This is a genomic window from Salipiger sp. D13, from assembly GCF_003703915.1.
GTDB lineage: Bacteria > Pseudomonadota > Alphaproteobacteria > Rhodobacterales > Rhodobacteraceae > Salipiger > Salipiger profundus.
This window is the reverse complement of the sequence record NZ_RAPJ01000063.1, coordinates 1-26,580: the sequence shown is the minus strand read 5'-3', so window position 1 is coordinate 26,580 and position 26,580 is coordinate 1. Positions and strand designations below refer to the sequence as shown.

30 protein-coding genes and 1 tRNA gene are annotated in these 26,580 nt (G+C 67.2%); 15 read left to right on the top strand and 16 right to left on the bottom strand.

Translation table 11 applies throughout. The annotated features are described in order from the left end of the window. Positions 1-256 (top strand): transposase domain-containing protein (locus D6860_RS24085; RefSeq protein WP_371683211.1); only part of this gene is annotated, 256 nt, incomplete at its 5' end. A 294-nt stretch (positions 257-550) separates the two neighbouring features. Here the strand turns inward: D6860_RS24085 and D6860_RS24080 are convergent. Further along, positions 551-627 (bottom strand) — tRNA-Arg (locus tag D6860_RS24080). A gap of 148 nt (positions 628-775) precedes the next feature. On the opposite strand from D6860_RS24080, the gene pheS reads away from it, so the two are divergent. Continuing rightward, positions 776-1,846, top strand: a complete 1,071-nt coding sequence (pheS, locus tag D6860_RS24075) for a phenylalanine--tRNA ligase subunit alpha (RefSeq protein ID WP_076623481.1) — start codon at positions 776-778, stop codon at positions 1,844-1,846. An 81-nt stretch (positions 1,847-1,927) separates the two neighbouring features. After that, complete coding sequence (locus tag D6860_RS24070; RefSeq protein ID WP_017468401.1) at positions 1,928-2,212, top strand: YrhK family protein; 285 nt, start codon at positions 1,928-1,930, stop codon at positions 2,210-2,212. Between the two features lie 3 nt (positions 2,213-2,215). Here D6860_RS24070 and D6860_RS24065 read toward each other — a convergent pair whose 3' ends face one another. Beyond that, positions 2,216-3,760 (bottom strand): bifunctional aminoglycoside phosphotransferase/ATP-binding protein, encoded by a 1,545-nt coding sequence (locus D6860_RS24065; RefSeq protein WP_076623482.1) that lies wholly within the window; start codon positions 3,758-3,760, stop codon positions 2,216-2,218. A gap of 118 nt (positions 3,761-3,878) precedes the next feature. Between D6860_RS24065 and D6860_RS24060 the strand changes: the two genes are divergently transcribed. After that, positions 3,879-4,220, top strand: coding sequence for a phasin family protein (locus D6860_RS24060; RefSeq protein WP_076623483.1), 342 nt, complete (start codon positions 3,879-3,881; stop codon positions 4,218-4,220). Here D6860_RS24060 and D6860_RS24055 read toward each other — a convergent pair. From D6860_RS24055 to D6860_RS24045, 3 genes are all read right to left on the bottom strand, one after another. After that, positions 4,205-5,944, bottom strand: coding sequence for a PHA/PHB synthase family protein (locus D6860_RS24055; RefSeq protein WP_076623484.1), 1,740 nt, complete (start codon positions 5,942-5,944; stop codon positions 4,205-4,207). The genes D6860_RS24060 and D6860_RS24055 overlap by 16 nt on opposite strands. A gap of 79 nt (positions 5,945-6,023) precedes the next feature. Next, positions 6,024-7,421: a bifunctional enoyl-CoA hydratase/phosphate acetyltransferase gene (locus D6860_RS24050; protein ID WP_076623485.1), complete on the bottom strand. Its 1,398-nt coding sequence runs from the start codon at positions 7,419-7,421 to the stop codon at positions 6,024-6,026. A gap of 151 nt (positions 7,422-7,572) precedes the next feature. Continuing rightward, positions 7,573-8,400: a DUF6473 family protein gene (locus tag D6860_RS24045; RefSeq protein ID WP_076623486.1), complete on the bottom strand. Its 828-nt coding sequence runs from the start codon at positions 8,398-8,400 to the stop codon at positions 7,573-7,575. Positions 8,401-8,557: 157 nt separating this feature from the next. Between D6860_RS24045 and D6860_RS24040 the strand changes: the two genes are divergently transcribed. Further along, the gene (locus D6860_RS24040; protein WP_076623487.1) at positions 8,558-9,433 is read left to right on the top strand and encodes a 3-hydroxybutyryl-CoA dehydrogenase; all 876 of its coding nucleotides are present in this window, start codon (positions 8,558-8,560) and stop codon (positions 9,431-9,433) included. A gap of 92 nt (positions 9,434-9,525) precedes the next feature. Here the strand turns inward: D6860_RS24040 and D6860_RS24035 are convergent, their stop codons facing one another. From D6860_RS24035 to D6860_RS24005, 7 genes are read right to left on the bottom strand one after another with little or no spacing between them, the layout of a single operon-like run. After that, positions 9,526-10,428 (bottom strand): lysophospholipid acyltransferase family protein, encoded by a 903-nt coding sequence (locus D6860_RS24035; protein WP_076623488.1) that lies wholly within the window; start codon positions 10,426-10,428, stop codon positions 9,526-9,528. A 47-nt stretch (positions 10,429-10,475) separates the two neighbouring features. Next, positions 10,476-10,754: an HPr family phosphocarrier protein gene (locus D6860_RS24030; protein ID WP_076623489.1), complete on the bottom strand. Its 279-nt coding sequence runs from the start codon at positions 10,752-10,754 to the stop codon at positions 10,476-10,478. A 35-nt stretch (positions 10,755-10,789) separates the two neighbouring features. Beyond that, entirely contained in the window at positions 10,790-11,188 is a 399-nt protein-coding gene (locus D6860_RS24025) for a PTS sugar transporter subunit IIA (protein ID WP_076623490.1), read from the bottom strand. Further along, positions 11,185-12,111, bottom strand: a complete 927-nt coding sequence (rapZ, locus tag D6860_RS24020) for an RNase adapter RapZ (protein WP_076623491.1) — start codon at positions 12,109-12,111, stop codon at positions 11,185-11,187. The genes D6860_RS24025 and rapZ overlap by 4 nt, the downstream gene beginning before the upstream one ends. A 10-nt stretch (positions 12,112-12,121) precedes the next feature. Next, complete coding sequence (locus tag D6860_RS24015) at positions 12,122-12,550, bottom strand: HPr kinase/phosphorylase (protein ID WP_076623492.1); 429 nt, start codon at positions 12,548-12,550, stop codon at positions 12,122-12,124. A 4-nt stretch (positions 12,551-12,554) separates the two neighbouring features. Continuing rightward, positions 12,555-14,288: a sensor histidine kinase gene (locus D6860_RS24010; protein ID WP_076623493.1), complete on the bottom strand. Its 1,734-nt coding sequence runs from the start codon at positions 14,286-14,288 to the stop codon at positions 12,555-12,557. 3 nt (positions 14,289-14,291) lie between these two features. Then, positions 14,292-14,993, bottom strand: a complete 702-nt coding sequence (locus D6860_RS24005; protein ID WP_017467054.1) for a response regulator transcription factor — start codon at positions 14,991-14,993, stop codon at positions 14,292-14,294. A 356-nt stretch (positions 14,994-15,349) separates the two neighbouring features. On the opposite strand from D6860_RS24005, the gene D6860_RS24000 reads away from it, so the two are divergent. The 7 genes from D6860_RS24000 to D6860_RS23970 all read left to right on the top strand — a co-directional run bounded on the left by D6860_RS24000 (position 15,350) and on the right by D6860_RS23970 (position 22,174). Further along, positions 15,350-16,948 (top strand): phosphoenolpyruvate carboxykinase, encoded by a 1,599-nt coding sequence (locus tag D6860_RS24000; RefSeq protein ID WP_017467053.1) that lies wholly within the window; start codon positions 15,350-15,352, stop codon positions 16,946-16,948. A 160-nt stretch (positions 16,949-17,108) separates the two neighbouring features. Further along, complete coding sequence (locus D6860_RS23995) at positions 17,109-17,657, top strand: DUF3859 domain-containing protein (RefSeq protein ID WP_017467052.1); 549 nt, start codon at positions 17,109-17,111, stop codon at positions 17,655-17,657. 297 nt (positions 17,658-17,954) lie between these two features. Next, entirely contained in the window at positions 17,955-18,455 is a 501-nt protein-coding gene (locus tag D6860_RS23990; protein WP_076623494.1) for a type III secretion system chaperone family protein, read from the top strand. A gap of 92 nt (positions 18,456-18,547) precedes the next feature. Continuing rightward, positions 18,548-19,984: a tannase/feruloyl esterase family alpha/beta hydrolase gene (locus D6860_RS23985; protein ID WP_076623495.1), complete on the top strand. Its 1,437-nt coding sequence runs from the start codon at positions 18,548-18,550 to the stop codon at positions 19,982-19,984. Between the two features lie 93 nt (positions 19,985-20,077). Then, positions 20,078-20,893: a pyrroline-5-carboxylate reductase gene (gene proC / locus D6860_RS23980; RefSeq protein WP_017468414.1), complete on the top strand. Its 816-nt coding sequence runs from the start codon at positions 20,078-20,080 to the stop codon at positions 20,891-20,893. After that, positions 20,886-21,224: a tRNA-binding protein gene (locus tag D6860_RS23975; RefSeq protein ID WP_017468413.1), complete on the top strand. Its 339-nt coding sequence runs from the start codon at positions 20,886-20,888 to the stop codon at positions 21,222-21,224. Before proC ends, D6860_RS23975 begins: the two co-directional genes overlap by 8 nt. After that, positions 21,221-22,174, top strand: coding sequence for a 2-hydroxyacid dehydrogenase (locus D6860_RS23970; RefSeq protein ID WP_076623496.1), 954 nt, complete (start codon positions 21,221-21,223; stop codon positions 22,172-22,174). Before D6860_RS23975 ends, D6860_RS23970 begins: the two co-directional genes overlap by 4 nt. 39 nt (positions 22,175-22,213) lie before the next feature. Here D6860_RS23970 and dtd read toward each other — a convergent pair whose 3' ends face one another. Further along, entirely contained in the window at positions 22,214-22,654 is a 441-nt protein-coding gene (gene dtd, locus D6860_RS23965; RefSeq protein WP_076623497.1) for a D-aminoacyl-tRNA deacylase, read from the bottom strand. Next, positions 22,651-23,550, bottom strand: a complete 900-nt coding sequence (locus D6860_RS23960) for a carbohydrate kinase family protein (protein ID WP_076623498.1) — start codon at positions 23,548-23,550, stop codon at positions 22,651-22,653. The genes dtd and D6860_RS23960 overlap by 4 nt, the downstream gene beginning before the upstream one ends. 134 nt (positions 23,551-23,684) lie before the next feature. On the opposite strand from D6860_RS23960, the gene D6860_RS23955 reads away from it, so the two are divergent. Continuing rightward, entirely contained in the window at positions 23,685-24,098 is a 414-nt protein-coding gene (locus tag D6860_RS23955; protein ID WP_076623499.1) for an Hsp20/alpha crystallin family protein, read from the top strand. 90 nt (positions 24,099-24,188) lie between these two features. Here the strand turns inward: D6860_RS23955 and D6860_RS23950 are convergent, their stop codons facing one another. After that, complete coding sequence (locus D6860_RS23950) at positions 24,189-25,283, bottom strand: TFIIB-type zinc finger domain-containing protein (RefSeq protein WP_076623500.1); 1,095 nt, start codon at positions 25,281-25,283, stop codon at positions 24,189-24,191. A 148-nt stretch (positions 25,284-25,431) separates the two neighbouring features. Here D6860_RS23950 and D6860_RS23945 point away from each other — a divergent pair, with 148 nt between their 5' ends. Together D6860_RS23945 and D6860_RS23940 are read left to right on the top strand one after the other, a co-directional pair. After that, positions 25,432-25,986 (top strand): hypothetical protein, encoded by a 555-nt coding sequence (locus tag D6860_RS23945; protein WP_229743322.1) that lies wholly within the window; start codon positions 25,432-25,434, stop codon positions 25,984-25,986. A 29-nt stretch (positions 25,987-26,015) separates the two neighbouring features. After that, positions 26,016-26,309: a cupin domain-containing protein gene (locus D6860_RS23940; protein WP_076623501.1), complete on the top strand. Its 294-nt coding sequence runs from the start codon at positions 26,016-26,018 to the stop codon at positions 26,307-26,309. A 12-nt stretch (positions 26,310-26,321) separates the two neighbouring features. On the opposite strand, the gene D6860_RS23935 is transcribed toward D6860_RS23940, so the two are convergent. After that, positions 26,322-26,580 (bottom strand): DUF4339 domain-containing protein (locus tag D6860_RS23935; RefSeq protein WP_164845661.1); only part of this gene is annotated, 259 nt, incomplete at its 5' end.

Sequence of the window (26,580 nt, the reverse complement as noted above, 5' to 3'; positions counted from 1 at the left end):
GCAGCGTTTGGTGGGAAGGCAGTTCATCCCATTAGGTCTCTTCGTGTCCACGAAACCGGCAGCAGGCCAAAGGGGCTGGCTCAGCGACAGAGCAGCCTTCATGTACTCCTTGCCCTTCACGGCAAAGGTGGACGGCCTCGACCCGCAAGCGTGGCTTGCTGACGTCCTCGCCCGGCTCTCCGGCACAACGGCATCACGCGTGCCGGACCTTCTGCCTTGGAATTGGCAGCCATCAGAGCGCCGAAGCGCGGCATGACCACGGCCTATGCCGGATGCTTACCGTTCACCATCAGGCAGAACTGGATCGCCAGATCGCTGAAATCCACATCCGCATTGTCCTCATGAACCGCTTCAACGTCATCGCACCGGCGAGATCGTCCGCGTGGGCTGACGTCAGTGGGGTAAAGTGGAGTCATGCCTCAGCCCCGAGGCAATGCAACAACGCCCTTTCGAGGGCGATCGGTGTGAAAGCTAGGTGGAAGCCAAAATCGACGACCCTCTCCTGATGTGCGGGACAGCGCATCCAATTGGCTGATTTTTATGGTTTAAATGGCGACCCGTCGAGGACTCGAACCCCGAACCTGCTGATTAGAAGTCAGCTGCTCTATCCAGTTGAGCTAACGGGCCGCGTGCCGCCCGTTCTAGCCGCTCGTCGGGCCGCGCGCAATTGCCCTCGGACGCGGGGCTTTTGCGCCTCGGGCCGCGGCGCCGGCTTGCGTCTTTCGGTCCCTGCCGGTAGGGGAAACCCCGAGTGACAGACCCGAGAGTGCCGAAGATGGATGACCTGCGCGACAAATACATCGACCTGATCTCTGCCGCCGGCGACGAAGCCGCGCTCGAGGAGCTGCGCGTGCAGGCCGTCGGCAAGAAGGGCGAGATCAGCCTCCAGATGCGGAGCCTCGGCAAGATGAGCCCCGAAGAGCGGCAGGTCATGGGGCCGAAGCTCAACGCGCTCAAGGACGAGATCAACGCCGCGCTTGCCGCCAAGAAGGCCGCGCTGGCCGATGCCGCGCTGAACGAGCGGCTCAAGGCGGAATGGCTCGACGTGACGCTGCCCGGCCGCACCCGCCGGCAGGGCACGATCCACCCGGTCAGCCAGGTCTGGGAGGAATGCACCGCGATCTTCGCCGACATGGGCTTCGCCGTGGCCGAGGGCCCGCAGGTCGAGGAAGACTGGTACAACTTCGACGCGCTGAACATCCCCGGCCATCATCCGGCGCGCGCCGAGATGGACACCTTCTACATGCACCGCGCCGAGGGCGACGAGCGCCCGCCGCACGTGCTGCGCACGCACACCTCGCCGGTGCAGATCCGCTCGTTGCAGGCGCATGGCGCGCCGATCCGCATCGTGGCGCCCGGCCGCGTCTACCGCGCCGACTACGACCAGACCCATACGCCGATGTTCCACCAGATCGAGGGCCTTGCCATCGACAAGGACATCTCGATGGCCAACCTCAAGTGGGTGCTGGAAGAGTTCTTCTCGGCCTATTTCGGCACCAGCGTGAAGACCCGTTTCCGCGCCTCGCACTTCCCCTTCACCGAGCCGTCGGCCGAGGTCGACATCCAGTGCCAGTGGAAGGACGGATCTGTCGTCGTGGGCGAGGGGGACGACTGGCTCGAGGTGCTGGGTTCTGGCATGGTGCACCCCAAGGTGCTCGAGGCCGGCGGCATCGACCCGAACGAATGGCAGGGCTTCGCCTTCGGCATGGGCATCGACCGGATCGCGATGCTGAAATACGGCATCCCCGACCTGCGCGCCTTCTTCGACAGCGACCTGCGCTGGCTGCGCAACTACGGCTTCGCCTCGCTCGACGTGCCGACCATCCGGGGTGGCCTGTCGCGCTGATGAGCGCTTGCCCGGCTGTTCATAGCGGCCGGGCGACCTATGGTTCGGGGCAGGACAACAGACCCTGACCCGAGGCCATGCATGAAACTCTTCCGTCACGAGAACCGGCAACGCTCTCACGAGGCGCGGCGCGTCTACGCGCTGTTCGAGATTGTCTACACCTGTGTCGATTTCGGAGCGGCGCTCTGCTTCACCGTGGGTTCGGTGCTGTTCTTCTGGAAGCAGTACGAGACGGCGGCGATCTGGCTGTTCACCATCGGTTCGGTGCTGTTCATGGCCAAGCCCACGATCCGGCTCGTGCGCGAGATCAAGCTCTACCACATGGGCAAGATGGACAAGCTGGCGGATCGCGTCGAGAACGAATAACGCTCAGAGATCCAGCGCCTTGCGGGCGTTTGCAAGCGTCTCGGCAGGAGTGCCCGAAGCATCGACGTGCAGCCAGTTTTCTGGAGCGCTGCTCTGCCGGGCTTGCAGGTCGACGACCGCCGCGTCGGCGTCCGAGGCGTCGTTTCTGCGCCGCGTGACCCGGTCTTGCAGGCTTGCGGTGTCGGCTTCCAGCCAGATGGCCGCGAGCGGCACACCTCGGCGCTCCGCCAGCGTGTCGAGGTGCGCCCGTTCGGCCGGAGCGAGCCAGGTGGCGTCCAGCACCACGCTTTGCCCGGCGGCAAGCAGCGTATCGGCTCGCGTGACAAGCCTCTCGTAGACCGCGTGCGAATTGGCAGCGGCGTAGGCCTCCGCCGGCAGATGCTCGAGCGGGCCAACGCCCGCGAGCCGCTTGCGCTCGAGGTCGCTGCGCAGGTGCACGGCGCCCGGAGAGGGGGCGAGCAGCGGTGCCAGCGCGCGGGCGAGCGTCGTCTTGCCGGTGCCCGAGAGCCCTCCGACCACCAGCAGGCGCGGCGGGGGCGGGGCGAAGTCGCGCAGCGCGTCGTCGAGGTAGCGGCGGGCTTCGGCATCATGGCGGGCCGTGTCGCCCGCGGCGTGCCCGGTCTGCACCTCGACCATGGCGCGGATCGCCGCGCGCACACCAAGGAAATAGGGCAGGGCGGCGGTCCCGGTATCCTCGGTCGTGTCCGCCGCGAAGAGCCACGCGTCGCGGGCGATGCAGGCTGCGCGGTCAAGGCCCCGGTGCCGCAGGTCCATCAGCAGGAAGGCGAGATCGTAGAGCACGTCGCAGGTGCCGAGCGTCTCGTCGAACTCCAGCGCATCGAAGGGCACGGGGCGGCCGTCGAGCATGACGATGTTGTCGAGGTAAAGGTCGCCGTGGCACCGCCGGACGTGGCCCGACGTGGCACGTTGGTCAAGCATGGTGGCGACACTCTCGTGGGCGGCGCGGGCGGTCGTCCGGAAGGTGGCGATGCGCTCCGGGCCAAGCGCCTCCTGCATCCCGTCAAAGGCGGTCTCGAGCTCGGTCAGGATGTCCGCCATGAGCTGCGCGCCCTGCGCCTGCCGAAGCGGTGCCTGCGCATGGTAGCTCTGCACGGCCTCGCCGATCTGCGCGGCGAGCGGATCGGTCAGCGCCCCCCGGTCGGCGATGGCGGAAAGCTCGTTTTCCGCGGGAAAGCGGGCCATGCGCAGCACCCATTCGACCACCGTGCCGTCACCACCGAGCGTCAGCCCGCGATCCTCGCTCCGGGCAAGCGGCAGGACGTCGAGATAGATGTCCGGCGCGGCGGGGCGGTTCAGCTCGAGCTCGCGCGCGAGCATCGCGTGGCGCCGCGCCAGCGTCGAGAAATCCATGTAATCGTAGGCCACGGCGCGCTTGATCTTGTAGGCCATCTCGTCGGCCAGGAAGACATGCGCACCGTGGGTCTGCACGTGGGTCACCTCGGCGCCGCCGTGCTGCCCGGCGTCGAGGAAATACGAGATTGCCTCGGCCTGGTCCGTCTGTCCGGTCTGTTTTTCGGTGTCGGTCATGCTCACCTCCGCCGGGATCCAGTCTGCCCGACAGGTTGATCGCGGCTATGACGGGCATCAAGGGCGGCGCGCCGCCTGCGTGATAGAATCACTCCCTGTAAGAGGGAGGAGGTTCGAAATGACCATGATTGCGACAAAGGACAAGCTTGAGACTGATCGCAGCCCCGACCGCGACTTCAGGATTCAGTGGAGCATCGAGCCCTTCGCGGGGACGGCAATGGTGGATGCGTGGCTGGACGTGGGCAGCGAGATCCAGTCGTTCTATGCAGACCGCATCCGCGAGGATGTGTCGGCGCAGCACCGGATCCTGCATTGCAGGACCCCCGCCGAACTGGCCGAGATCCAGGCGGATTTCTGGCGCAGGGCGGTGACAGACTACCGTGCCCACGCGGGCCGCATGACCGAGCTTGCCGAGCGGCTGTGGTTCCCGCGCGGTGGGGACGGCTACCCGAAGACGTAGCGCCCCGGCGCCGCATCGAGAGACGGAAGCGCCTCGCCCACGGCGGGGCGTTCCTGTGTCGAGCGGGCCCGCAACCAATCGACCCATGCCAGCCACCACGATCCCTCGACCGGCGCATGGGCGGCGCGCCAGAGGTCGGCGTCGGCTGCGTGACCGTGCACCTCTCCGATGCGGTACTGACGGCGCGGGTGCCCCGGCTCCGAGACGATCCCGGCGTTGTGCCCGCCGCTGGTCAGCACGAAGGTGCGCGGCCCGTCAAAGAAGTGGTTCACCTTCCACGCCGAATGCCAGGGCGCCACGTGGTCCTTCTCGGTGCCGACGGCAAAGACCGGCAGCGTGACATCCTCGAGCGAGACCGCCCGGCCGCCGATCCGGTATTGCCCCAACGCCAGCCGGTTCTCGAGGAAGAGGTGCCGCAGGTATTCCGAGTGCATCCGCGCCGGCATCCGCGTGGCGTCGGCGTTCCAGGCCATCAGGTCGTTCATGCCGCCGCGCTCGCCCAGGAGATACTCGCGGATCGTGCGCGACCAGATCAGGTCGTTCGAGCGCAGCATCTGGAAGGCCCCGGCCATCTGGTCGGACTTCAGGTAGCCCTGGTCCGCCATGATGTCCTCGAGAAAGGCCACCTGGCTGTCGTCGATGAAAAGCGTGATCTCGCCGGCCTCGGTGAAATCGACCTGAGCGGCCAGCAGCGTGAGCGAGGCAAGCCGGTCGTCGCCCTCGCGCCCGAGCAGGGCCGCGGCGATCGACAGCAGCGTGCCGCCCAGGCAGTAACCTGCCGCATGCACCCTGGCGCCGGGCACCGCCCGGGTGATGGTGTCGAGCGCCTCGATCACGCCGAGGCGGACGTAGTCTTCCATCGACAGCTCGGCATCCTCGGCGCCGGGATTGCGCCACGAAATCATGTAGACCTCGAACCCCTGGTCCACGAGGTGACGCACCATCGAGTTATGCGCCGACAGGTCGAGGATGTAGTATTTCATGATCCACGCCGGCACGATCAGCAGCGGCTCGGCCTGCACCTTCTTGGTGGTGGGGCGGTAACGGATCAGTTCGATCAGGCGATTGCGGTGCACCACGTCGCCGGGGGTCACGGCAAGGGTCTCGCCGACCTTGAAGTCGCCGGTGTCCGGCGGGGCGTCCTCGGCGTAGCGGGCAAAATCCTCGAGCCAGTTCCGGGCCCCCCGCACGAGGTTGGCGCCGCGCTCCACGCGGGTCCGGTCGAGCACCACCGGGTTGGTCGCCGCGAAATTCGACGGTGCCATCATGTCGAGCGTCTGGCGCGCGGCGAAATTCGTCATGTGCGCGTGGCGCGGCGCGACGCCCTCGACCCGGCTGGTGGCGCTGTTCCACCAGTCCTCGGTCAGCAGGAACCATTGCGCGAAGAGATTGTGGGGATAGCGGTGCCATTCCTCGTCACGGAAGCGCTTGTCGGCCGCCATCTCGGGGCAGGCGCCGCCTTCGGGCGCCAGCGAGCAGCTCACTGCGGCCTGCACCGCGCGGGCGGCATTCGCGACCGCGCGTTCGTGCAGTTCCGCCTGCTTGGCGGGCGAGCCCGCGAGATGCACGGCCCAGTCGAACCAGGCCGTCGCAAGACCCATCGGCGACAGGCCGCCCGTGAGACTGCCCAAGGTGGCGTGAAAGGCGCGGTCGATGGCGCTGTGCTGCACGGCGCTCTTGGCGGGCACCGCTTCGGCGGGAGGGAGTTTTCCGGCGTGTTCCATAACCGATGCTTCGCACGGTTTCGGCTCGGGCGTGTTGATCGAACGCAAGAAATCGGCGCGCCGCGCGGAGTTTCTCTGTTCAGGACGGAATGTGCCCGCCCGTCATCCGCGCGTGGTGCAGCGCGGCCACCGCACAGGAGGCGAGGCGGCTCATGTCGTCGTCGGCGCGGCTGTTCAGGATGACCGGCACCCGCGCCCCCAGCACCAGCCCCGCCGCCTCGGCGTGGCTGATGTAGGTGAGCTGCTTGGCCAGCATGTTGCCCGCATCGAGGTTCGGCACGACGAGGATCTCGGCCCGGCCCGCCACCGCCGAGGTGATCCCTTTGGTCCGCGCCGCAGCGAGGTCGACCGCGTTGTCCATCGCCAGCGGGCCGTCCACCAGCCCGCCGGTGATCTGGCCCCGGTCCGCCATCTTGGACAGCAGCGCCGCGTCGATGGACGATGGGATGTCGGGGTTCACCGTCTCGGTCGCCGACAGCACGCCGACCTTCGGTTCCTCGATCCCCAGCGAGATCGCGAGGTCGATGGCGTTCTGGGTGATGTCGACCTTGGTCTTCAGGTCCGGCGCGATGTTGATCGCCGCATCGGTCACGAGGATCGGGTGCGGCTGGCCGGGCACGTCCATCACGAAGATATGGGTGAAGCGGCGCCCCATCCGCAGGCCGGTCTGCTTGTCGAGGATCGGCCGCAGCAGCATGTCGGTGTGCAGGTGGCCCTTCATGATCGCCTGCGCGCTGCCGGCGTGCACAAGCTCCACCGCCTTGCGGGCGGCGTTGCGGTGCAGCGGCTCGTCGACGATCTCGATGCCATCGAGAGAGGCGTCCATGGCGCGCGCGACCTCGGCGATCCGGCCCGCGTCACCGATCAGGATCGGCTCGATCAGTGTATGCGCGCGCGCCTTCAGCGCTCCTCCGAGCGCGTTGGGGTCCTCGGGGCAGACCACGGCTGTCCTGAGCGCGGGCAGGGGCTCGGCCTTCTTGAGCAGTTTCTCGAAATGCCGGTGCCGTTGCACGATGAGGCCGGGCAGATCGTGGCTGTCGTACTCGACCTTGCGGCGCGGCGCGAGCACCTCGGCGACACCCGACAGGACCAGAACGTCATCCGCGACCCGGCGCACCTCGGTCGCCAGCGTCACGGTTGTTTCCTTCTCGTTCTTGTCGGTGACGGTCACGCGGATGACGAGTTCGTCGTCGGCGAAGCTGCGCGCGTGAAACCGCCAGGACTGCGCGTGGTAGAGTGTGCCGGCGCCGGGCAGCACGTTGCCCAGCACGGCGCCTACCAGCGCCGTGACAAAGGAGCCCGGTGCCATCGCCTCGGGCCGGCCGTCGCCATCGCCATCCGCGTCGTAGATGTGCAGCGGGTTGTGGTTGCCCGAGACGTTGGCATAGGCCAGCAGGTCGTCGGCGGTCACCAGCCGGCGCAGTTCGGCGCTTTCCCCGATCTTCAGTTCGTCGAAGGTGCGGTTCTCGATATGCATGGGCGTCTCCGGGATTGCGGCAGCGCGAAGCGAGGCGGTGCCCGAAAGACAGCTATAGCCCGCTGCGCCGCACTTGCCACGACAGCCGCCTGCGTCGGCTCGCCGCACCGCAGCGTGACACGCGGTGCCGTCGGCGGCAATCGCCCACGCGTCAGCCAAGCAGATCCTGCAACAGCGGTGCAAGTGCCTCGGCGGTTTCGGCATGGGCCTGCGGGCCGAGCAGTTCGGCGGCGGCAGCGGCCTCGAAGTCGGTATGGAGCATCCCCGGGGCGCCACGGCGGCGGGCCTCTTCCGATCGAGGCATCTCCAGCACGTCCATCGCGCGTGGGCGCAGCGCCTCTATCATCGTGCGGTCGATGAAGAGCGGGCTCCCGTCGAGGCCGGAGACCGGCCCTGCCGGTGGTGGATGGTCGGCCAGCCACAGCAGCACCACGCGGCCGCGCAACAGCGTCAGGATGTGCTTCATTCGCGCGAGCCAGGCGAGCCGCAGCTCTTCGACGACCTGTTCGAACCGGTCGGGCCCGGTGTCGCGCAGGTGGCCGAGAAGATGGCGGTTGAAGTGGAAGTCGGTGAAGTCGACCTCGGGGAACAGCTCCTGCAGGCGGTCGGAGGCGCGCAGGAAGCGGTCGTTCCGACGCGGATGCACGCTGTAGTAGCGGTTCGACATGTTCTGTGCGCCCAAGATCTGGAGCACAGTGATCTCTGCCCGTTCCGCGAGCGAAAGGATACCGGGATCGTGCAGGTAGAGATCGAGCCCGGCGTTGATCACCCCGAAATTGATGCAGGCCTGTCCCAGCGCAGGCTCGACCAGCGCCGGAAACGGCGTCTCGATGAAGCGGCCATAGGTCTCGGTGCCGCCGAGAAAGGCCACGTAGGGCCCATCGAGCGGACGCTTCGGCCCGCGAAACAGCACCCGGGAGCGGCCGTATCGGCACGGAAAATAGTCCAGCGCGCCATGCGCGGCGACGGGAAATGTCATCACACCCACCTGAATTTCAGTCTCACCCGAGATCAGGGTCCGCCATGGGTCTTGCGATTCCGCTAAAGTGAAAAAGCCAGATAAATCACGGCTGCCCGCCTTGCGGCGCCTTGCCGCGCGTGCCTATGTTTGGCGCGAGAAAGCAGGGGTTTGAGCGATGGACATCAGCAGGATCGGCGTGATCGGCGCGGGACAGATGGGCAACGGAATTGCCCATGTCATGGCGCTTGCCGGCTACGAGGTGCGGATCTCGGACGTCAGCCAGGAGGCGCTCGACAAGGCGACGGCGCTGATCGAGAAAAACCTCGACCGACAGGTCTCGCGCGGCAAGATCGAGGCGGGGGCACGCGACGATGCGCTGGCCCGGATCACCGCCACGCTGGATATCGCGGAGGTGGCGCAGACCGACCTGGTGATCGAGGCGGCAACCGAGCAGGAGACCGTCAAGCAGAAGATCTTCGACAGCCTCGCGCCGCACCTGCTGCCGCACACGATCCTGACCTCGAACACCTCGTCGATCTCGATCACGAGGCTTGCCTCGCGCACCGACCGGCCCGAGAAGTTCATGGGATTCCATTTCATGAACCCGGTTCCGGTGATGCAGCTCGTCGAGCTCATCCGCGGCATCGCCACCGACCAGGAGACCTATCAGGCCTGCCTCGCGGTGGTCGAACGCCTTGGCAAGACCGCTGCCAGCGCCGAGGACTTCCCGGCCTTCATCGTGAACCGGATCCTCGTGCCGATGATCAACGAGGCGGTCTACACTCTCTACGAGGGCGTCGGGAACGTGCGGTCGATCGACATGGCGATGAAGCTCGGCGCCAACCATCCGATGGGTCCGCTCGAACTCGCCGACTTCATCGGGCTCGACACCTGCCTTGCCATCATGAACGTGCTGCACGACGGGCTGGCGGACACCAAGTATCGTCCCTGTCCGTTGCTGACCAAGTATGTCGAGGCCGGCTGGCTTGGTCGCAAGACCAAGCGCGGCTTCTACGACTACCGCGGCGAGGAGCCGGTGCCCACACGCTGACCAGGGGGCAGGGACAAGATTTTTCGTACGAAAAATCTTGCGCGGCTTGGTGAAGGCGGAAGAAATTTCATACGAAATTTCTTGGCCGGTGATCAGGGCGTGTGCTGAAGGCCCAGTGTGCGCTCGCGCAGCCAGGCGACGAATTCGCGCTGCGTTCCGTTCCAGTCCCTGATCTCGTCGGGCAGGATCGGCGCGCCCACGACGGGCCGCTGGGGGCGACCGCAGGCGTGCATCACCTCGTGGATCAGCAGACCCTGTCGCAGCGTCGGCGAGAGCTTGTTCGCGACCTGGTAGGCGCGACTGTTCTGGCCGGGGAAGTAGATCGGCACGACCGTGGCCCCCGAGCGCTGGATCATCTTCGCGGTGAAGGGGTTCCAGCCCGCCTCGACCGCCGATCCGAAGAGGGTCTTCGACGCGGCCACGACGCCCGAGGGAAACAGCGCCACCACGCCGCCCGCGCCGAGGTGGTCCATGGCGCGAGCGCGCATCTGCAGGCTCAGTTCGCGGGCGTTTTCCTCGTGCGGAAAGGGCACCGGGATCATGAAATCCTCGATCTCCTTCACGCCGGTGAGCAGCGCCCGGGTGAGGATCTTGTAGTCGGTCCGGATCCGCCCGATCAGCTCGGCAAGGATCATCCCGTCCACGAGGCCGTGCGGGTGGTTCGCGACCACGACCACGGGGCCCGCGGCGGGGATGTTGCGGATCTGTTCGTCGGGGGTCAGCAGCGGGATCTTCATGTGCGAGAGCGCATGCGGCCAGAACGCCTGGCCCTCGCGCACGCCGTCGCGTTCGACCCTGCGCACGAGGCGGATCAGCGGCAGCTTGCCCGTCGCCCATTCCATCACGCGGATGGTGTTGGCCTTCCACGGGTTCGTGAAGGTGTTGGCGTAGCTGAGCTTGCGCTTGTCATAGGGAGCGTGGACGGTGCCGTGCGCGCCGCCGTGCTGTCCGCTCCTGGCCTGCTGGCCTGCCGTGGGCTGGAAGCTTTCCACCATGCGCCCGTCTTGTCCCGTGTCGTGGCGCCCGGACCGGCGTCCGGGGCTCAGGTCTCTTCCCCGAAGCGGTTGGCGACCAAGGCCTCCACGGCATCGGCGAGCGCCAAGGCGTCCGGCCCCGAGGTTTCGACCTCAATAGTGGTTCCCCTTGACGCTGCCAACATCAAAAGCCCCATGATGCTGTCGCCGCCCGCGCTCAGCCCGTCCTTCGAGATCTCGGCGCGCGCGTCGAATCCCTCGACCACCTCGACCAGCTTGGCGGAGGCGCGGGCGTGCAGGCCCTTCTCGTTCTCGATCTTCAGCACGCGGTGCACGGTCTCGGTCATGGGGTTGGTCGTCCTTTGGGGTGCGCTTGGCGTCGTCACTGCGGGTCGGGCTTGACGTTGACGCTGTCGATATATTTCCGCCCGGCCTCGAGGGCCCCCTTTACCGCATCCGGCACCGCCATCTGCCGGCTTTTCGCGAGCTTGATCAGCATCGGCAGGTTCATGCCGTAGAGAATGCGTCGGTTCTCGGGTTGGCAGGCGCGCATCGACAGGTTGGACGGCGAGCCGCCGTAGAGGTCGGTCACCACGACGACGCCGTCGCCGGCGTCGACATCATCCGCGGCCGTGCAGATTTCCGCCTGTTTCCGGTCGCGGTCGTGCTCGGCCTCGATCGCGACGGCAACGATCCCCGGTTGAATGCCCACGACGTGTTCGACCGCCGAGAGATACTCCCGCGCCAGCCCGCCGTGGGCCACGATCACGATGCCGATCACGCTGTTCGTCCTCCGCTTGCTGCGCCCTGTCCGGGGCGGCTGTCGAGCCCCCGCCGTTCCAGTTCGCGATGCCTAGTTGACACCTGCCAGCCCTGCTCTTCAAGGGCGCGCGCCACCATTTCCGTCACCGCGACCGAGCGGTGTTGCCCGCCGGTACAGCCGAAGCCGAACGACAGGTGTGCCTTGCCCTCTTCCTTGCAGGCGGGAAGCACGAAGAGTGCGAGCCCGGTGAGCTGCTCCAGGAAGGGGGCGAAGCGGATATCGCGGGCGATGTAGTCGGTCACAGCCGGATCCAGCCCGGTCTGGCCGCGCAGCGAGGGCTCCCAGTGCGGGTTGTCGAGGAAGCGGCAGTCGAACACCCAGTCGAGCCCCTGTGGCAGGCCGCGCTTGTAGGAGAAGGAATGCAGCGCGATGGCCATGCGCTGCCCGGTCTGGTCGGCGAACCAGCCCGCCATCTGGGCGCGCAGATCGTGGGGTGACAGGTCGCCGGTCTCGATAAGGATATCGGCGGCGCTGCGGGCGTCCTGCAACAGCTCGAGTTCGCGTTCAATCCCCTGGGTGTAGTTCTCGTCAGGGGCAAGTGGATGCCGGCGGCGCGTCTCCGAGTAGCGTCTGGCCAGCACGTCGGCGGGGCAGTCGAGGTAGAGCAGCTGCGTGTCGAGTTCCGGCGCCTTGTTCAGTCGGGCGTGAAGGTCGAGAAGCCCCTGCACCGAGAAGTCGCGGTTGCGGATGTCGACCCCCAGGGCCATCGGCTGCCCCAGGGCGCCCCCTTCGAGAAGCAGGCGCGGGATCAGGCTCAGCGGGATGTTGTCGATGGCCTCGTAGCCGAAATCCTCGAGGGCGTTGATCGCGGTCGAGCGCCCGGCGCCCGAGGGGCCGGTCACCAGGACGACGCGCTGTGTTCCCTTCGACTGTTCCTGCATGGATGCGTTTCTATTCCTTCCGCTCGCCCCTGAGATATTGCACGAGCGCTGCGGGAAAATAGGGATGCGCGGTATTGTGAAGCAAGGGGATTCTTCGCCCCTGCAGCATGGTTTCGCGGCGGTGCGGCAGGCGCTCGGTCTCGAGGGTGTCGAGGTCGAGCACGGCGACCAGCGGGGCAGGGTCGCAGGGCGTCGCGCCGAGGAGCCCGAGGCCGCGTGCCTCGATCAGGCCCCGAAGCGGGGCGGGGGCCGAAAGCCACAGCCCGTCGTCCCGGTCGCTGACGATCACGCGGTCATCGGACACCAGCTGCGCGCCGCGAGCCATCATTTCGAGCGCGAGGCCGGACTTGCCGCTGCCCGATGCGCCCCGGATGAGCAGGCCGCGGCCCGCCACCGCGACCGCCGTCGCGTGCAGGATCAGGGGAGCAGACGGGGGCATCGGGTCAGACGGGCAGCCCGACGACGAAGCGCGCGCCCAGCGGTTCCGAGGTCACGTCGGCCTCGGTCGGGCGGATGTTCTCGGCCCAGATGACGCCGCCGTGCGCCTCGACGATCTGCTTCGATATCGCCAGCCCGAGCCCGGAGTTGTTGCCGAAATCGTTTTCGGGCCGCTGCGAATAGAACCGCTTGAAGATCTTCTGCAGCGCCTCTTCGGGGATGCCGGGGCCGGTATCCTCGACCACCACGAGGACGCGGTTGTCGCGGCGGCGGGCCCAGACGCGGATCGCGTCACCGTCCTCGCAGAAGGAAATGGCGTTGGTGATGAGGTTGACGAAGACCTGCGCCAGCCGCGGTTCGAGACCGTTAATGGTGATCTCCGAGCCGGGCAGGTCCGTGATGAACTCGACCCCCTTGCGGCGCGCATCCTCGCCGAGGAACTGGGTCAGGTTGCCCAGCATCTCGAGAAGGTCGAATTCCTGCTCTTCCTCCTTGACCAGCTCGGCGTCGAGGCGCGACGCGTTGGAGATGTCGCTGACGAGACGGTCGAGCCGGCGGACGTCGTGTTCGATCACGTCGAGCAGCTTGTCGCGGTGCTCTTCCTTCTTGACGATGCGCAGCGAGCCGATGGCCGAGCGCAGGCTGGCCAGCGGGTTCTTGATCTCGTGCGCGACGTCGGCGGCGAACTGTTCGTTGCTGTCGATGCGGTCGTAGAGCGCCGCGACCATGCCGCGCAGGGCGCCGGACAGACGCCCGATCTCGTCGGGGCGGGCGGTCAGGTCGGGAATGCGGATGCGGCGCGACGTTCCCTTGGTGCGGCTATTGCGGTCGCGACCGATCTCGGCGGCGTCGGCCAGGTCCGAGATCGGGTTGGCGATGGTCGAGGCCAGCACGAGGCTCAGCCCGATGGAGACCAGCGTTGCGATCACGAACATCTGCAGCACACGCTCGCGTTCGGCGCTGACGGCCGCGTCGATCTCGGCCTCGGTCGAGACCATGGCGACGGTGCCGACGATGGCGTCGCCCTGCCGGATCGGGGTGAGCGCGGTGAAGAGCGTCTCGCCGTCGGCGCCGGTGCCGGACTGCACGCGGGTCAGCGTCGGGTCGCTGCCTTCGATGAGGCGCCGCAGCCGGTCCTCGAGCGCAAGCTGCGGGGTGTCCTCGAAATAGGCGAAGATCCCGGCTGCGCCGAGCCAGATGGAATCCAGGAAGTCCGAGATAAGCGTGGGGCGGTCGGTGTCGCGGGCATCCACCCGTTGCAGCGGGGGCAGGGTGCCGCGCGTCTCGCCGACAAGGAAATTGCCGGCGTCGAAGACCAGCACCTCGACGCCCTGCCGCAGGTCGAGCCCCTCGAGCGCCCCGGCAAGGTCGATCTCGTCGCTGGTGCCCAGAGAGACCGGCGCACCGGCGGCGGGCAGCCGGGCCTCGAGCGCGTCGGCCACCAGCTCGGCCTCGGCGCTGACGGCATTGCCGCGTTGCAGGACGAGCGTGTCGCGCGAAGAGTTCAGCCAAAGGATGCCCGCGACCAGCACGTTCAGCGCGATCAGGTTGAACGTGATGATCTTGCGGGTCAGCGGCGAGCGGTTGAGCGAGAACAGGCTGCGGCGCGCGCGGCTGTCGCGCAGCTCCTTCTCGACGGTGCTGTCGGGGGCGATGAAGTCATCACCCAAAACGACATCAGCCTCCTGCCTGTCGTCCGACTGGTCCTCGCGCGCGGAAATGTTCTCGGCCAGGGCCATCGGTCACTCTTCGTTGTAGCGATATCCGATGCCGTAAAGTGTCTCGATCGCCGAGAAATCGGGATCGACGGTGCGCATCTTCTTGCGCAGGCGCTTGATGTGGCTGTCGATGGTCCGGTCGTCGACATAGACCTGATCGTCGTAGGCGACGTCCATGAGCTGATCGCGCGACTTCACGAAGCCGGGGCGCTGGGCCAGCGCCTGAAGCAGCAGGAACTCGGTCACGGTGAGCGAGACGTCCTTTTCCTTCCAGGTCACGGAGTGGCGCAGCGGGTCCATCGTGAGCGACCCGCGGGTCATCAGCTTGGTTTCCTCGGTGTCGCCGACCACGTCGCTGGCCACGGCTTCCTGCCGGCGCAGCAGGGCACGGATGCGCTCGACCAGCAGGCGCTGGCTGAACGGCTTCTTGACGTAGTCATCGGCGCCCATGCGCAGGCCGAGCACCTCGTCGATCTCGTCGTCCTTGGAGGTGAGGAAGATCACCGGCATCTTGGACTTCTGGCGCACGCGCTGGAGCAGGTCCATGCCGTCCATACGCGGCATCTTGATGTCGAAGACCGCCATGTCGGGCATCTTCTTGTTGAAAGCGTCTAGTGCCGCCTGGCCGTCGTTGTAGGTCTCGACCTCGAACCCCTCGGCCTCGAGCGTCATCGAAACGGACGTCAGGATGTTCCTGTCATCGTCCACAAGGGCGATCTTCGACATGGCACTGCTTCCTTGTTGTACTCATAATTGCCTGATTTTTTGCGTAGTATGCTGGATTACCGATTTTGCAACAATCTTAATCTGCGAATCATATGTTCCTCCGGCGTCATTGCAGGACAAAACCGGAAAGAAATGGCTAAAATGTCTCAGTAGGCGGCTGTGTCTTTAGCAAGGTTTCGCAAGTGCTAACGCTAAACGAAACTTGGTTGCGCTAACTTTGACATGTGTCCTGTTCCCGCTTGTTTCCGACGTGCTAAGGGAAGCGGTGCCGGGGGTGATCACCGCCGGAGAGCGGGGCCTGCCTCCGCTCTGATAACGAAGACCGCCGCGCAGGCGCGGCTACAGGAGCTTGGCAGATGACATTTGGACGGGTGAACCCGGAATTCCGGCTTGAAGATCAGGGGATCGAAGGGCTCGGCAATGTCTATTACAACCTGACGGAGCCCGCGCTGATCGAGGCCGCGCTGAAGCGCGGCGAGGGGACGCTCGGCAAGGGCGGCGCCTTCTACGTGACCACCGGCAAGTTCACCGGCCGGTCGCCGCAGGACAAGCACGTGGTGAAGACCGACACCGTCGCCGACAAGATCTGGTGGGAAAACAACCGCGAGATGTCGCCCGAGGGCTTCGACAAGCTCTACGAGGACATGGTCGAGCACATGAAGGGCCGCGACTACTACGTGCAGGACCTGACCGGTGGTGCCGATCCGGCCTATTCGATCAAGGTGCGCATGGTCACCGAACTGGCGTGGCACGGGCTCTTCATTCGCCACATGCTGCGCCGTCCCGACCGCGAGGCGCTCGACGATTTCATCGCCGATTTCACTGTCATCAACTGCCCGAGCTTCAAGGCCGACCCCGAGAAGCACGGCTGCCGGTCCGACACCGTCATCGCGCTCAACTTCGATCGCAAGACCATCCTGATCGGCGGTACCGAATACGCGGGCGAGAACAAGAAATCCGTGTTCACGCTGCTCAACTACATGCTGCCGCTCAAGGGCATCATGGCGATGCACTGCTCGGCCAACCACGCACCGAACAACCCGGTCGATACCGCCATCTTCTTCGGCCTGTCGGGCACCGGCAAGACCACGCTCTCGGCCGACCCCGAGCGGGTGCTGATCGGCGACGACGAGCACGGCTGGTCCGACCGCGGAACCTTCAACTTCGAGGGTGGCTGCTACGCGAAGACCATCAACCTCAGCGCCGAGGCCGAGCCCGAGATCTACGCGACCACCTCGAAGTTCGGCACGGTGATCGAGAACATGATCTTCGATCCCGAGACGTTCGATCTCGATTTCGACGATGACAGCCTGACCGCCAACATGCGCTGCGCCTACCCGCTCGAGTATATCTCGAACGCGTCGTCCACCGCGCTTGGCGGGCACCCCAAGAACATCATCATGCTGACCTGCGATGCCTTCGGCGTGCTGCCCCCGATCGCGCGGCTGACCCCGGCGCAGGCGATGTACCACTTCCTGTCGGGCTTCACCTCGAAGGTGGCCGGGACCGAGCGTGGCATCACCGAACCGCAGCCGACCTTCTCGACCTGCTTCGGCGCGCCCTTCATGCCGCTGCGGCCCGAGATGTACGGCAACCTGCTGCGCGACAAGATCGCCAAGCACGGCGCGACCTGCTGGCTGGTGAACACCGGCTGGACCGGCGGCGCCTACGGCACCGGTCACCGGATGCCGATCAAGGCCACCCGCGCGCTGCTGCACTCGGCGCTCAACGGCTCGCTCAGCAAGGTCGAGTTCCGCAAGGATCCGAACTTCGGCTTCGAGGTCCCGGTCGAGGTCGAGGGCGTTCCCTCGCTGCTGCTCGACCCGCGCAAGACCTGGGACGACAAGGCGGCCTTCGACGCGCAGGCCGAGAAGCTGGTGCAGATGTTCGCCGACAACTTCGAGCAATACGTGCCCTACATCGACGAGGACGTGAAGGCCGCCGCCATCGGCTGACGCCTTCCGCGTTTATCGCAATGCGAGCGCCCGCCGGTCCGGCGGGCGTTTTATTGTTCGGATGGGCGGTCTCGCGCCCGTGTTCGGCATCCGGGCTTTTCAGGGCGGTCGCGGCGCAGTATCGCGGACTGGTCATCGAGACACGCCCGGAGACCGCGCCATGACCCGCCTGTTCCTTGCCGTTCCCGCCCTGCTGGCCATGCTTGCAGGCGCAGCGCCCGCGCAGACGCCGCGCTCGTTTGCGAACGATCCGATGATCCTCATCGACCACGGCGTGATCTGCCAGGTGGCCGCCGAGGGCGCACGCCCGGCGCCCGACACGATGGTGGGCGAGATCAACCTCGTGCGGCAGACCCGCGAGATGGACGTCACCACCCGCGTCGTGCCCGCCAAGCCCGGCATCAGTTTCGGGATCAAGTTCACGCTGCGCCCCGACACGCCGCCGCGCGACATGAACGTGATCGTCACGCATCCGGCCATGGGCCCCGAGGGCGTGACCCGCGAAAGCTGGACCGCATCGGTCTCGGGCGGACGGCCGAGCCTCAACCTTTTCACCTTCGAGTTTCCCTACGAGCTGGTGACCGGCGCCTGGACCATGGCGCTCGAGTTCGAGGGGGAGCGGCTCATGGAGCAGCATTTCGAGGTCGTGCCCGAGCTCGCCGGCGCCGCCGTGCTGTCGGTCTGCTACGGGCAGGATTTCGTCTCCTGACGCCGAGAAGAACCGGTTTCGCGGTTGCGCTCGGGCCCGGCTGCGGGCAGGTGCCCCGCAGCGGCACCGCGTCGGCGTCCCTCGAATTGTCCACATATCCACAGCGACGATCTTGGGCAACTCGGCAGGTCGTCCACAACTTATTGCGTTGTCCACAAATATTTCGCTTTACACAAACTGCCCGCCACAGGCACGATATGTTGTAAGGGGAGGGAAACAACTCCCAGCCCCTAGAGCAGTAAGCTAGCGCTTGGGCGCACCAAGCACCCCGGCGCTACAAGCACAATGAGGTGGCGCATGGCACTGTCCGAAGAGTATCTGAACGACGATATTCACCCGATCGACATCGTCGAGACTCTGGCCGAACACCATGACTGGGATTTCGACCGCGTGGCCGAGGATCAGATCGCCATGGCCGTCGAGGGCCAGTGGCGCACCTATTCCATCACGCTCGCCTGGTCGCCCTACGACGAGACGCTCCGCCTCATCTGCACCTTCGAGATGGATCCGCCCGAGCACGCGATGCCCGAGCTCTACGAGGGCCTCAACGCGGTCAACGACCAGTGCTGGGCGGGCTCGTTCAGCTACTGGGCCGAGCACAAGCTGATGGTCTACCGCTACGGGCTCGTGCTGGCCGGGGGACAGGTGGCCAGCGCCGACCAGATCGACACGATGATCTCGGCTGCCGTGGTCGCCTCGGAGCGCTACTACCCGGCCTTCCAGCTGATTGCCTGGGCCGGCAAGCCGCCGAGAGAGGCGCTGCAGATCGCCATCGCCGAGGCCTACGGACGCGCTTGACGCGACGTCGGCCGCCGGAGCGGCGTGAGGACTTGCCCGCTCCCGGTTTTGGCGCAATTCTCTGCCCTGAGGACAACTTAGGGAGGAATTCCATGAAATACCTGTTCCCGGCCATGGCGCTTGCCATGGCCGCGTCCGTTCCGCAGCAGGGACAGGCGCAGCAGAGTCCCGAGCAATGCCGCGCGCTGCGCTCGACGGTGATGGATGCAGCCAGCGTGACCTCGGCGCGCGTGATGCCGGCGCTCGACACCCTTCCGTCCTATTGCGAGGTGCGGGTCACCGCCCGGCCGGCGATCTCGATCGAGGTGCGCCTGCCGATGGAGGGCTGGAACGGCAAATATTACCAGGCCGGCTGCGGCGGTTTCTGCGGCATCCTCGGGCGCGCCGACGCGGGTGGCGGCTGGGTCAACGCCATGCGGCCCGGTCTCGAACGCGGCTATGCCACGGCGACCTCGGACAGCGGCCATCACGGGCTGTCGGTGACCGAGGCGACCTGGGCGATGGGCAACCCCGACGCCGAGCGCGACTGGGGCTGGCGCTCCATCGGCGAGACCCACCGCGTCGCGCAGGCGCTCATCGGTGCCTTCTACGACGGCGCGTCGGAGCAGGCCGTCTTCCAGGGATGCTCGACCGGTGGGCGGATGGCGCATATGGCCGCGCAGCGCTACCCCGACCTGTTCGACGGCATCATCGCGGGCGCGCCGGCGATGGATTACACCGGGCTTGTCGGAACCGCGATGTCCTGGGTCGTGCAGGCCAACACCGCCGAGGACGGCAGCCAGATCCTCGGCCCGCACGAGGCCAAGCTGATCGGCGACGAGGTGATGTCGCAGTGCGACGGCGCCGACGGCAAGGCTGACGGGCTCATCGCCGATCCGCGCGCCTGCGAGATCGACCTCGCGCCGCTCACCTGCGAGGCCGAGGACAAGGACTCCTGCCTCGACGAGCAGGAACTTGCGACGCTGACGAAATGGCGCGAGGGCCCGCGAAACGCGGCCGGGGACCAGCTGTACCCCGGCGGTATCCCCGAGGGCTCCGAGCCCTACTGGTGGCTCTGGCTCACCGGCAACGACAAGGGCGCGGGCAAGCTGGTGCCGGCCTTCGCGAAAAGCTTCGGGTCCTACATGGCCTTCCCGACCGACCCGGGACCGGAGTGGACCCCCGCCGATTTCGATTTCGAGACCGACCCGGCGCGGCTCGAGACGATGGCCGAGGTCTACAACGCCGACAGCCCCGACCTGTCCGCCTTCCGCAACGCCGGCGGCAAGATGATCGTCTGGCACGGCTGGGCGGATTCCATCGTGACACCCTACAAGACGGTCAAATGGTACGAGGACGCGGCCCGCATCTCGGGTGGCGAGGACGGGCTGAAGGACACCGTGGCGCTGTTCATGGTGCCGGGGCTCGACCATTGCGGCATCCTGCCGGGCACCGACGGTCTGAGCGCCGCGTCGCTCGACCCGATGTCGCCGCTCGAGCGCTGGATGACCGACGGCACCCGGCCGACCTCGATCATGGCGCCCGAGTAGGTCCGGGCCCACGGCAGGGGGCCGATGCGGCCCCTTGCTTGAAACCCGGCGCGTCAGGCGACAATGTGTCGGCGAGTTATGGAGAATGATCCTATGAAAGACGGAGAAATCGCCCGTCGCGGTCTGGTGCTTCTGGGTTGCGGCAAGATGGGGTCGGCCATGCTCGAGGGCTGGCTGGCGCGTGGACTGCCCACGGCGTCGGTCTGGGTCGTGGACCCCAACCCCTCGGACTGGCTGGAGGCGCAGGGCGTGAACCTCAACGAGGAGCTGCCCGGGGACCCGGCCATCGTTCTGGTCGCGGTGAAGCCGCAGATGATGACCGACGCGTTGCCGACGCTGGTCACCTACGGCAACGGCAGCACGCTGTTCCTGTCGGTAGCGGCCGGGGTGCTGATCTCGACCTACGAGAAGATGCTGGGCGCCGAGACGCCGATCATACGCGCCATGCCGAACACGCCGGCCGCCGTGGGGCAGGGGATCACCGCCATCGTGGGCAATGCCCATGCCAGCGCCACCCAGATGGACCAGGCTGAGGAACTGCTCTCGGCGGTCGGCGGTGTCGTGCGGCTCGAGGGCGAAGAGCAGATGGACGCGGTGACGGGTGTCAGCGGCTCCGGCCCGGCCTATGTGTTCCACATGATCGAATGCCTCGCCGCCGCCGGCGAGGCGCAGGGGCTTGCCCCCGACCTGGCGATGCAGCTGGCCAAGGCGACCGTCGCCGGGGCAGGGGCGCTCGCCATGCACGCGACGGACGATCCGGCGCAGCTGCGGCGCAACGTGACCTCTCCCAACGGCACCACGCAGGCCGGGCTCGAGGTCCTGATGAACGAAGACAGCGGCCTTACGCCGCTTATCAAGGCGACGGTGGCGGCGGCGGCCGACCGGTCGCGGGAGCTTGCCAATGGCTGAAATCACATTCGACGACTTCCTAAAGGTCGACATCCGCGTCGGCAAGGTGGTCCGCGCCGAACCCTTCCCCGAGGCCCGCAAGCCGGCGATCAAGGTCTGGATCGATTTCGGCCCCGAGATCGGTGAAAAGAAGAGCTCGGCGCAGATCACCGCGCATTACGACCCCGAGGGGCTCGTGGGGCGACAGGTGATGGCGGTGGTGAACTTCCCGCCGCGGCAGATCGGGCCGTTCATGTCGGAATGCCTCGTTCTGGGCTTCCCGGACAAGGACGGCGAAGTGGTGCTTGGCGCCCCAGACCAGGAGGTGCCCATCGGGGCACGCCTGCATTGAGCCGGGTCCTGATCGGGCGCAACCTGCCCGAAAGCGTTCTCGCCGAGGCCCGCAAGATCTTCGACGTGACCTACCGCGACTCGCCCTATCCGCTCAGCCACGCCGAGATGGTCGAGGCGCTCACCGAGTATGACGGCGCGCTCGTCACCCTGGGCGACGCCTTCAATGCCGAGGTCTTCGCCGAAGCGGGCGTGCCACGGGCGCGGATCCTCGCGAACTTCGGGGTCGGCTACAACCACATCGACGTGGAGGTGGCGAAGCGCGCCGGCCTCACGGTGACGAACACGCCGGGCGCGGTGACCGATGCCACCTCCGACATCGCGATGACGCTGATGCTGATGAGTTGCCGCCGCGCCGCGGAGGGCGAGCGGCTGGTGCGCTCGGGGAAGTGGGAGGGCTGGCACCCGGTGCAGATGCTGGGCACCCACATGACCGGCAAGCGCGTCGGCATCCTCGGCATGGGCCGGATCGGGCAGGCCATCGCGCGGCGGTGCCATTTCGGCTTCGAGATGGAGGTCTCCTACGTCAGCCGCTCGGAGAAGTCGCTCGATTTCCCCGCGACCCGCTGCGAGACGCCCGAGGCGCTGGCCGCCGAGGTCGACATCCTCGTGGTCTCGGTGCCGGCCAGCCCCGCGACGCATCACATGGTGAATGCCGACGTGCTGGCGGAGATGAAGCCGACCGCCCATCTCGTGAACATCGCGCGGGGCGACATCGTCGACGAGGCGGCGCTGATCGCGGCGCTCGAAGAGGGGCGGATCGCCGGGGCAGGGCTCGACGTCTACGAACACGAGCCCGACGTGCCGGAGGCCCTGCGGGCGCTCGACAGCGTGGTGCTGCTGCCGCATCTGGGCACCGCAACGCTCGAGGTGCGCGAGGACATGGGCCGCATGGCGGTCGAGAACCTGCGCGCCTTCTTCGCGGGCGAGGACGTGCCGAACCCCGTCTGAGCCGTCTCGCCGGGGGGGTGATCCCACCCACCCGGAACCTCAGACCTCGGTATCCATCCAGATGGTCACGGGGCCGTCGTTGACCAGCGCGACCTGCATGTCGGCGCCGAAGCGGCCGGTGGCCACGGGCACGCCCTCGGCCTGCAGCCGTCCGGCGAAATGCTCGTAGAGCCGCTGGCCCTCGTCGGGCGCGGCGGCGGTGGAAAAGCCCGGGCGGTTGCCCTTGGTCTCGGCGGCAAGGGTGAACTGGCTGACCACCAGCGCGGCGCCGCCGGTGTCGCGCACCGAGCGGTTCATGCGCCCCTCGTCATCCTTGAAGATCCGCAGCTTGGCGATCTTCGCGGCAAGCTTGTCGGCCTGCGCCTCGGTGTCGCCCTGCATGGCGCAGACCAGCACCAGAAGGCCCGGACCGACCTCGCCCAGCACCGCGCCTTCGACCGAGACGCGGGCTTCGGACACGCGCTGGACCAGCGCCCTCACAGTTCGTCTTCCCACGGCGGGTTGGCGCCCGCGCGTCCGACGGTCACCGCCGCCGCCTGCGCCCCGAGCGCCACGCAGGGACGCAGCGCCTCGAGCGTCGCGCCGCGCACCGCCTCGCGGCCCAGAAGCCCTTCGCGCCAGAGGCCCGCGAGCAGGCCGGCGTTGAAGGTGTCGCCTGCGCCGACCGTGTCGACGACCTCGGCCTTGCGGGCAGGCACTATCAGCTCGCCCTCGGCCGAGACCGCCAGCACGCCCTCGGCGCCGCGCGTCTCGAGCACCAGCGCCGCGCCGCCCTCGATCAGGGCAGCCGGAGTGATGCCGAGCCAGGCCATGTCCTCGTCGGAAATCTTCACGATGTCGGCCCGCGCCAGCATCGCCTCGAGCCGCGCCCGGTAGCGCGCCTCGTCGGTGATGAAGCCGGGGCGGATGTTCGGATCGACCATCACGAGCCGGTCACCGGCCTGCGCACAGAGCGCGGCATAGGTGTCGGCGGCGGGTTCCGAGACAAGGCTGATGCCGCCGAAGAACAGCGCCTCGGTCTCGCGGCCGAGGTCCGGCAGGTCGGCGTCGGTCAGCATCCGCCCGGCGGTGTTCTCGTCGTAGAAGGCGTATTGCGCCTGCCCGTCGGTCAGCGTCACGAAGGCAAGCGTCGTGGGCCGATCCGAGCGCACCGCAAGCGAGGCATCCACCCGCGAGGCGGTCAGCGCATCCGACAGCACCGCGCCGAACAGGTCGGTGGAGAGCCCTCCGAAATAGCCCGCGGGCGCCCCGAGCCGCCCCAGCGCGATGGCGGTGTTGAAGACGGCACCGCCCGCGACCGGCGCGAACGCCTGCTCTCCGGTGGACGCGGTACGGGGCAGCATGTCGATCAGTGATTCGCCGCAACACAGGATCATGGAAGACCTCCCTTGTTAGCGCCGCAACCTGCCCGGTCGGATCGGTCTGCACAAGGCCGCGGTTTGCGCCAGATCATGGCGCAAGGCGCTGCGTTGCAGGATAATCGCGGTTGTTGGGAGAGGAGGTGTCGAACATGGTCGAAACGACCCAAACCGGCCTTTGGCCACATCTTTACGCTCCGCTGAAGGGGCTGAGCACCAAGATCTCGGACTGGCTGTCGCCGGCGTCCGATGCGTCGTCGGATGACGGCGCCTACCGGATCTCGGTCGAGTTGCCGGGCGTCCCCGAAGAGGCGGTCGAGCTGCGGGTGGACGACGGCGTGCTCTCGGTGACCGGCGAAAAGACCGCGACCCGCGAGGACAGGGGCGAGACATGGTACTTCTCGGAACGGGAATACGGCGCGTTCCGGCGTTCGTTCCGGCTTCCGGGTGACGCCGACGCCGACCGGGCCGAGGCACATATGAAAGACGGTGTCCTCGAGATAACCGTGCCGCGCCGCGCGCCTGAGGAGAGCCGCGGGCGGAGGATCGCGGTGAAGAAGGCATAGGACCAGCAGGGCGTCGATCCCCGTCGCGCCTTCCCCGAGCCTGATGTCGGACACACCGTGTGGGGGCGGGCGCTTCGGTGCCCGCCCTCTTCACATGCCCTGGTTCATGGCGACCACGTAGCCCACGGCGCCCGCCACGATGAGACCGAGCAGCACCGCGAAGCCGATCTTCCACGCCGACCATGGACGTTCGCCCTGCACCCGGCCGGTGGTGCCGTTCACCACGAAGCGGTAGCTTTCGCCGCGATAGCGGTATGCGGCCATCCAGACCGGCAGCAGGATGTGCTTGAAGGTGACGTCCGAGACCTGCGTATCGACGCGGTGAACTCGCTGCCTGTCGCCGCCGATGTCGAACTTCACGTCGCGCCGGATCTGTCGGTCCATGATCGCGCGGGCCTCGACGAAGCCCTCGTCGAGGTCCACCTGGTAGCCCTCGGCACTGAACCCGGCGAGGAACTCGGGCTGGTAGGGCTCGAGCTGCGTGAGATCCCACGGCTCCAGCCCGTCGGTGAAGCGCTTGGGCAAGGCCCGCGAGGCCAGCACCAGCACGTCGTCGAAGAACCGTGCGACCCGCCCCGAGACCCGGCGCCAGCGCACCTTGGCCACGCGGACGGTCTGCCGCTTGCCGTCGCGCACCACGGTGCGGGTCTCGTAGTAGACGGTGCCGCGCTCGCCGCTGTAGTCCGAGACGGTATTGGCGTCGAAGGTCCAGTAGGGCACGTAGATGCCCTGCATCTTCCGGCCCTTGCGGGCATATTCCTTGAGCCCGTTCGGCGCGAACCAGAGCCGCCCGAGCCAGCCGGTCATCGCCTCGTGGGCGGCCCTTTCGTCGAGCTGGAAGGGCAGCAGGCCGCGCGGCTTGATCTGGCGGTGCGTGCCGGTGCCGGTGACCACGGGCGTGGCGCAGAACGGGCATTCGGTGGCGTGGGTGTCGGGCGCGAATTCGACCTCGGCGCCGCAGTTGGGGCATTGCGAGACCTGCCGCTCTTCCATTTCCTGCAGCGGCAGGAGGTTGTCGAGCGCGGCGCGGAAATCCAGTTCGCGGATGCTTTTCTGCCACGGACCGCGCTGGTCGCCGACCTCCTGCACGTGGCCGCAATGGTCGCAGACCAGCTCGCCCTTCGCCGGGTCGAAGCGGTAGTCGGCGCCGCATTGCTCGCAGGGAAAACGGTGCTCATCGTTCATCGGGGATCCCTCGTTTCGGCAGCGCGACCGTAGGTCGGAAGCCGGCGGGATGGAACCCGATTTGCCTTTTCCGCGCCGCTGGCTAGGGTGGCGCCGACGCGGCGGCACAACGGGTGCCCCGAAGCCGGGAAATGAGGACGGAATACGGATGAGAGGGCAGTGGCGGATCGCGGTGGCGGTGCTGGCCGCAGGCCTTGCCGGGACGATGGCGCAGGCCGAGGACGCGGCCTTTCGCTTCGTCTGGGAGGGCGCGAACGGCTACGAGATGCGGGGCGCCATGTCCTTTGACGCAGCGCTTCTGGGGCAGGAGCAGGTGCGTGCGCGCGATCTGACCTGCTTCGAGATGCAGGGCAGGCGTGACGGCGCGCCGGTCGGGCGCTGGGCGCTCGGAATGCTCGACGAAGAAACCACCTGGCGCCTCACCTTCCTGCCGCAGAGCACTTCGTTTGCGGTGTTCGGGCCGGGCCATCTCATGCCGCAGGCGTGGAACATGGACGGCGCGGGCACCGATTGCGGCGAGGGCGGTTTCGGCTTCAACATCGGCAACGCGGCGCAGGATCTCTGCATCGACGGGCGGCTGGTGCTGGCCTCGCAGGTGCCGCCCGACCGTCCGTTCCCGGCGGTGCGCGACGACGACGTCGACTTCAGCGCCGACGCCTGCATGGGGCCGATGCTCATGAGTCGGCTCGACCTGCCGCGATAACGAAACCACCCACCACAAGGACCAAGAGCATGTGTAAAGGCCAGGCCGTTGCGACGGCACTCATTTCCGACGATGACCGGACCCGCGTGACCCGTTTCGACTTCGCACCGGGGTCCGAGACCGGCTGGCATGTCCACGAATACGACTACGTCATCGTCACTCTGACCGACTGCTCGATGAAGATGCGCGAGCCCGGTGACGTCGAGAAGGAAACGCTGATCCCCGCAGGCACGGTCTATCGCCGCGACAAGGGGATCGAGCACAACGTCATCAACGCGGGCGCTTCGCAGATGAGCTTCGTCGAGATCGAACTGCTCGAGTAACGCTTCGGAGCGTTACGCGCCCGGGGGCGGCGGGGGCATCACGGTGAAGAGCTGCGCAAGCTCGTCCACGTCCTCGGCCCGCTTCCAGCCGTCCTGGCCCTGCGTCCAGACGTAGGTTTCGCGGGTGAGGCCGCCCTCGGTCACCATCCGGCCAAGGCGCGCTTTCGAGAACGGCCCCTGCGTGGCGCCGTTCTCGGCGATGTGCCAGACGTGTTCGACCGGCGGCGGGGGCGGCGGCGGCGGCGGTGCTGCCGCGGCCGGCTGCGGCGCG

Bases quoted from the DNA above. Each gene is read 5' to 3' on its own strand.
- pheS (WP_076623481.1), top strand. From the start codon at position 776: ATGGATGACCTGCGCGACAAATACATCGACCTGATCTCTGCCGCCGGC.
- D6860_RS24070 (WP_017468401.1), top strand. From the start codon at position 1,928: ATGAAACTCTTCCGTCACGAGAACCGGCAACGCTCTCACGAGGCGCGG.
- D6860_RS24065 (WP_076623482.1), bottom strand. From the start codon at position 3,760: ATGACCGACACCGAAAAACAGACCGGACAGACGGACCAGGCCGAGGCA.
- D6860_RS24060 (WP_076623483.1), top strand. From the start codon at position 3,879: ATGACCATGATTGCGACAAAGGACAAGCTTGAGACTGATCGCAGCCCC.
- D6860_RS24055 (WP_076623484.1), bottom strand. From the start codon at position 5,944: ATGGAACACGCCGGAAAACTCCCTCCCGCCGAAGCGGTGCCCGCCAAG.
- D6860_RS24050 (WP_076623485.1), bottom strand. From the start codon at position 7,421: ATGCATATCGAGAACCGCACCTTCGACGAACTGAAGATCGGGGAAAGC.
- D6860_RS24045 (WP_076623486.1), bottom strand. From the start codon at position 8,400: ATGACATTTCCCGTCGCCGCGCATGGCGCGCTGGACTATTTTCCGTGC.
- D6860_RS24040 (WP_076623487.1), top strand. From the start codon at position 8,558: ATGGACATCAGCAGGATCGGCGTGATCGGCGCGGGACAGATGGGCAAC.
- D6860_RS24035 (WP_076623488.1), bottom strand. From the start codon at position 10,428: ATGGTGGAAAGCTTCCAGCCCACGGCAGGCCAGCAGGCCAGGAGCGGA.
- D6860_RS24030 (WP_076623489.1), bottom strand. From the start codon at position 10,754: ATGACCGAGACCGTGCACCGCGTGCTGAAGATCGAGAACGAGAAGGGC.
- rapZ (WP_076623491.1), bottom strand. From the start codon at position 12,111: ATGCAGGAACAGTCGAAGGGAACACAGCGCGTCGTCCTGGTGACCGGC.
- D6860_RS24015 (WP_076623492.1), bottom strand. From the start codon at position 12,550: ATGCCCCCGTCTGCTCCCCTGATCCTGCACGCGACGGCGGTCGCGGTG.
- D6860_RS24010 (WP_076623493.1), bottom strand. From the start codon at position 14,288: ATGGCCCTGGCCGAGAACATTTCCGCGCGCGAGGACCAGTCGGACGAC.
- D6860_RS24005 (WP_017467054.1), bottom strand. From the start codon at position 14,993: ATGTCGAAGATCGCCCTTGTGGACGATGACAGGAACATCCTGACGTCC.
- D6860_RS24000 (WP_017467053.1), top strand. From the start codon at position 15,350: ATGACATTTGGACGGGTGAACCCGGAATTCCGGCTTGAAGATCAGGGG.
- D6860_RS23995 (WP_017467052.1), top strand. From the start codon at position 17,109: ATGACCCGCCTGTTCCTTGCCGTTCCCGCCCTGCTGGCCATGCTTGCA.
- D6860_RS23990 (WP_076623494.1), top strand. From the start codon at position 17,955: ATGGCACTGTCCGAAGAGTATCTGAACGACGATATTCACCCGATCGAC.
- D6860_RS23985 (WP_076623495.1), top strand. From the start codon at position 18,548: ATGAAATACCTGTTCCCGGCCATGGCGCTTGCCATGGCCGCGTCCGTT.
- proC (WP_017468414.1), top strand. From the start codon at position 20,078: ATGAAAGACGGAGAAATCGCCCGTCGCGGTCTGGTGCTTCTGGGTTGC.
- D6860_RS23975 (WP_017468413.1), top strand. From the start codon at position 20,886: ATGGCTGAAATCACATTCGACGACTTCCTAAAGGTCGACATCCGCGTC.
- D6860_RS23960 (WP_076623498.1), bottom strand. From the start codon at position 23,550: ATGATCCTGTGTTGCGGCGAATCACTGATCGACATGCTGCCCCGTACC.
- D6860_RS23955 (WP_076623499.1), top strand. From the start codon at position 23,685: ATGGTCGAAACGACCCAAACCGGCCTTTGGCCACATCTTTACGCTCCG.
- D6860_RS23950 (WP_076623500.1), bottom strand. From the start codon at position 25,283: ATGAACGATGAGCACCGTTTTCCCTGCGAGCAATGCGGCGCCGACTAC.
- D6860_RS23945 (WP_229743322.1), top strand. From the start codon at position 25,432: ATGAGAGGGCAGTGGCGGATCGCGGTGGCGGTGCTGGCCGCAGGCCTT.
- D6860_RS23940 (WP_076623501.1), top strand. From the start codon at position 26,016: ATGTGTAAAGGCCAGGCCGTTGCGACGGCACTCATTTCCGACGATGAC.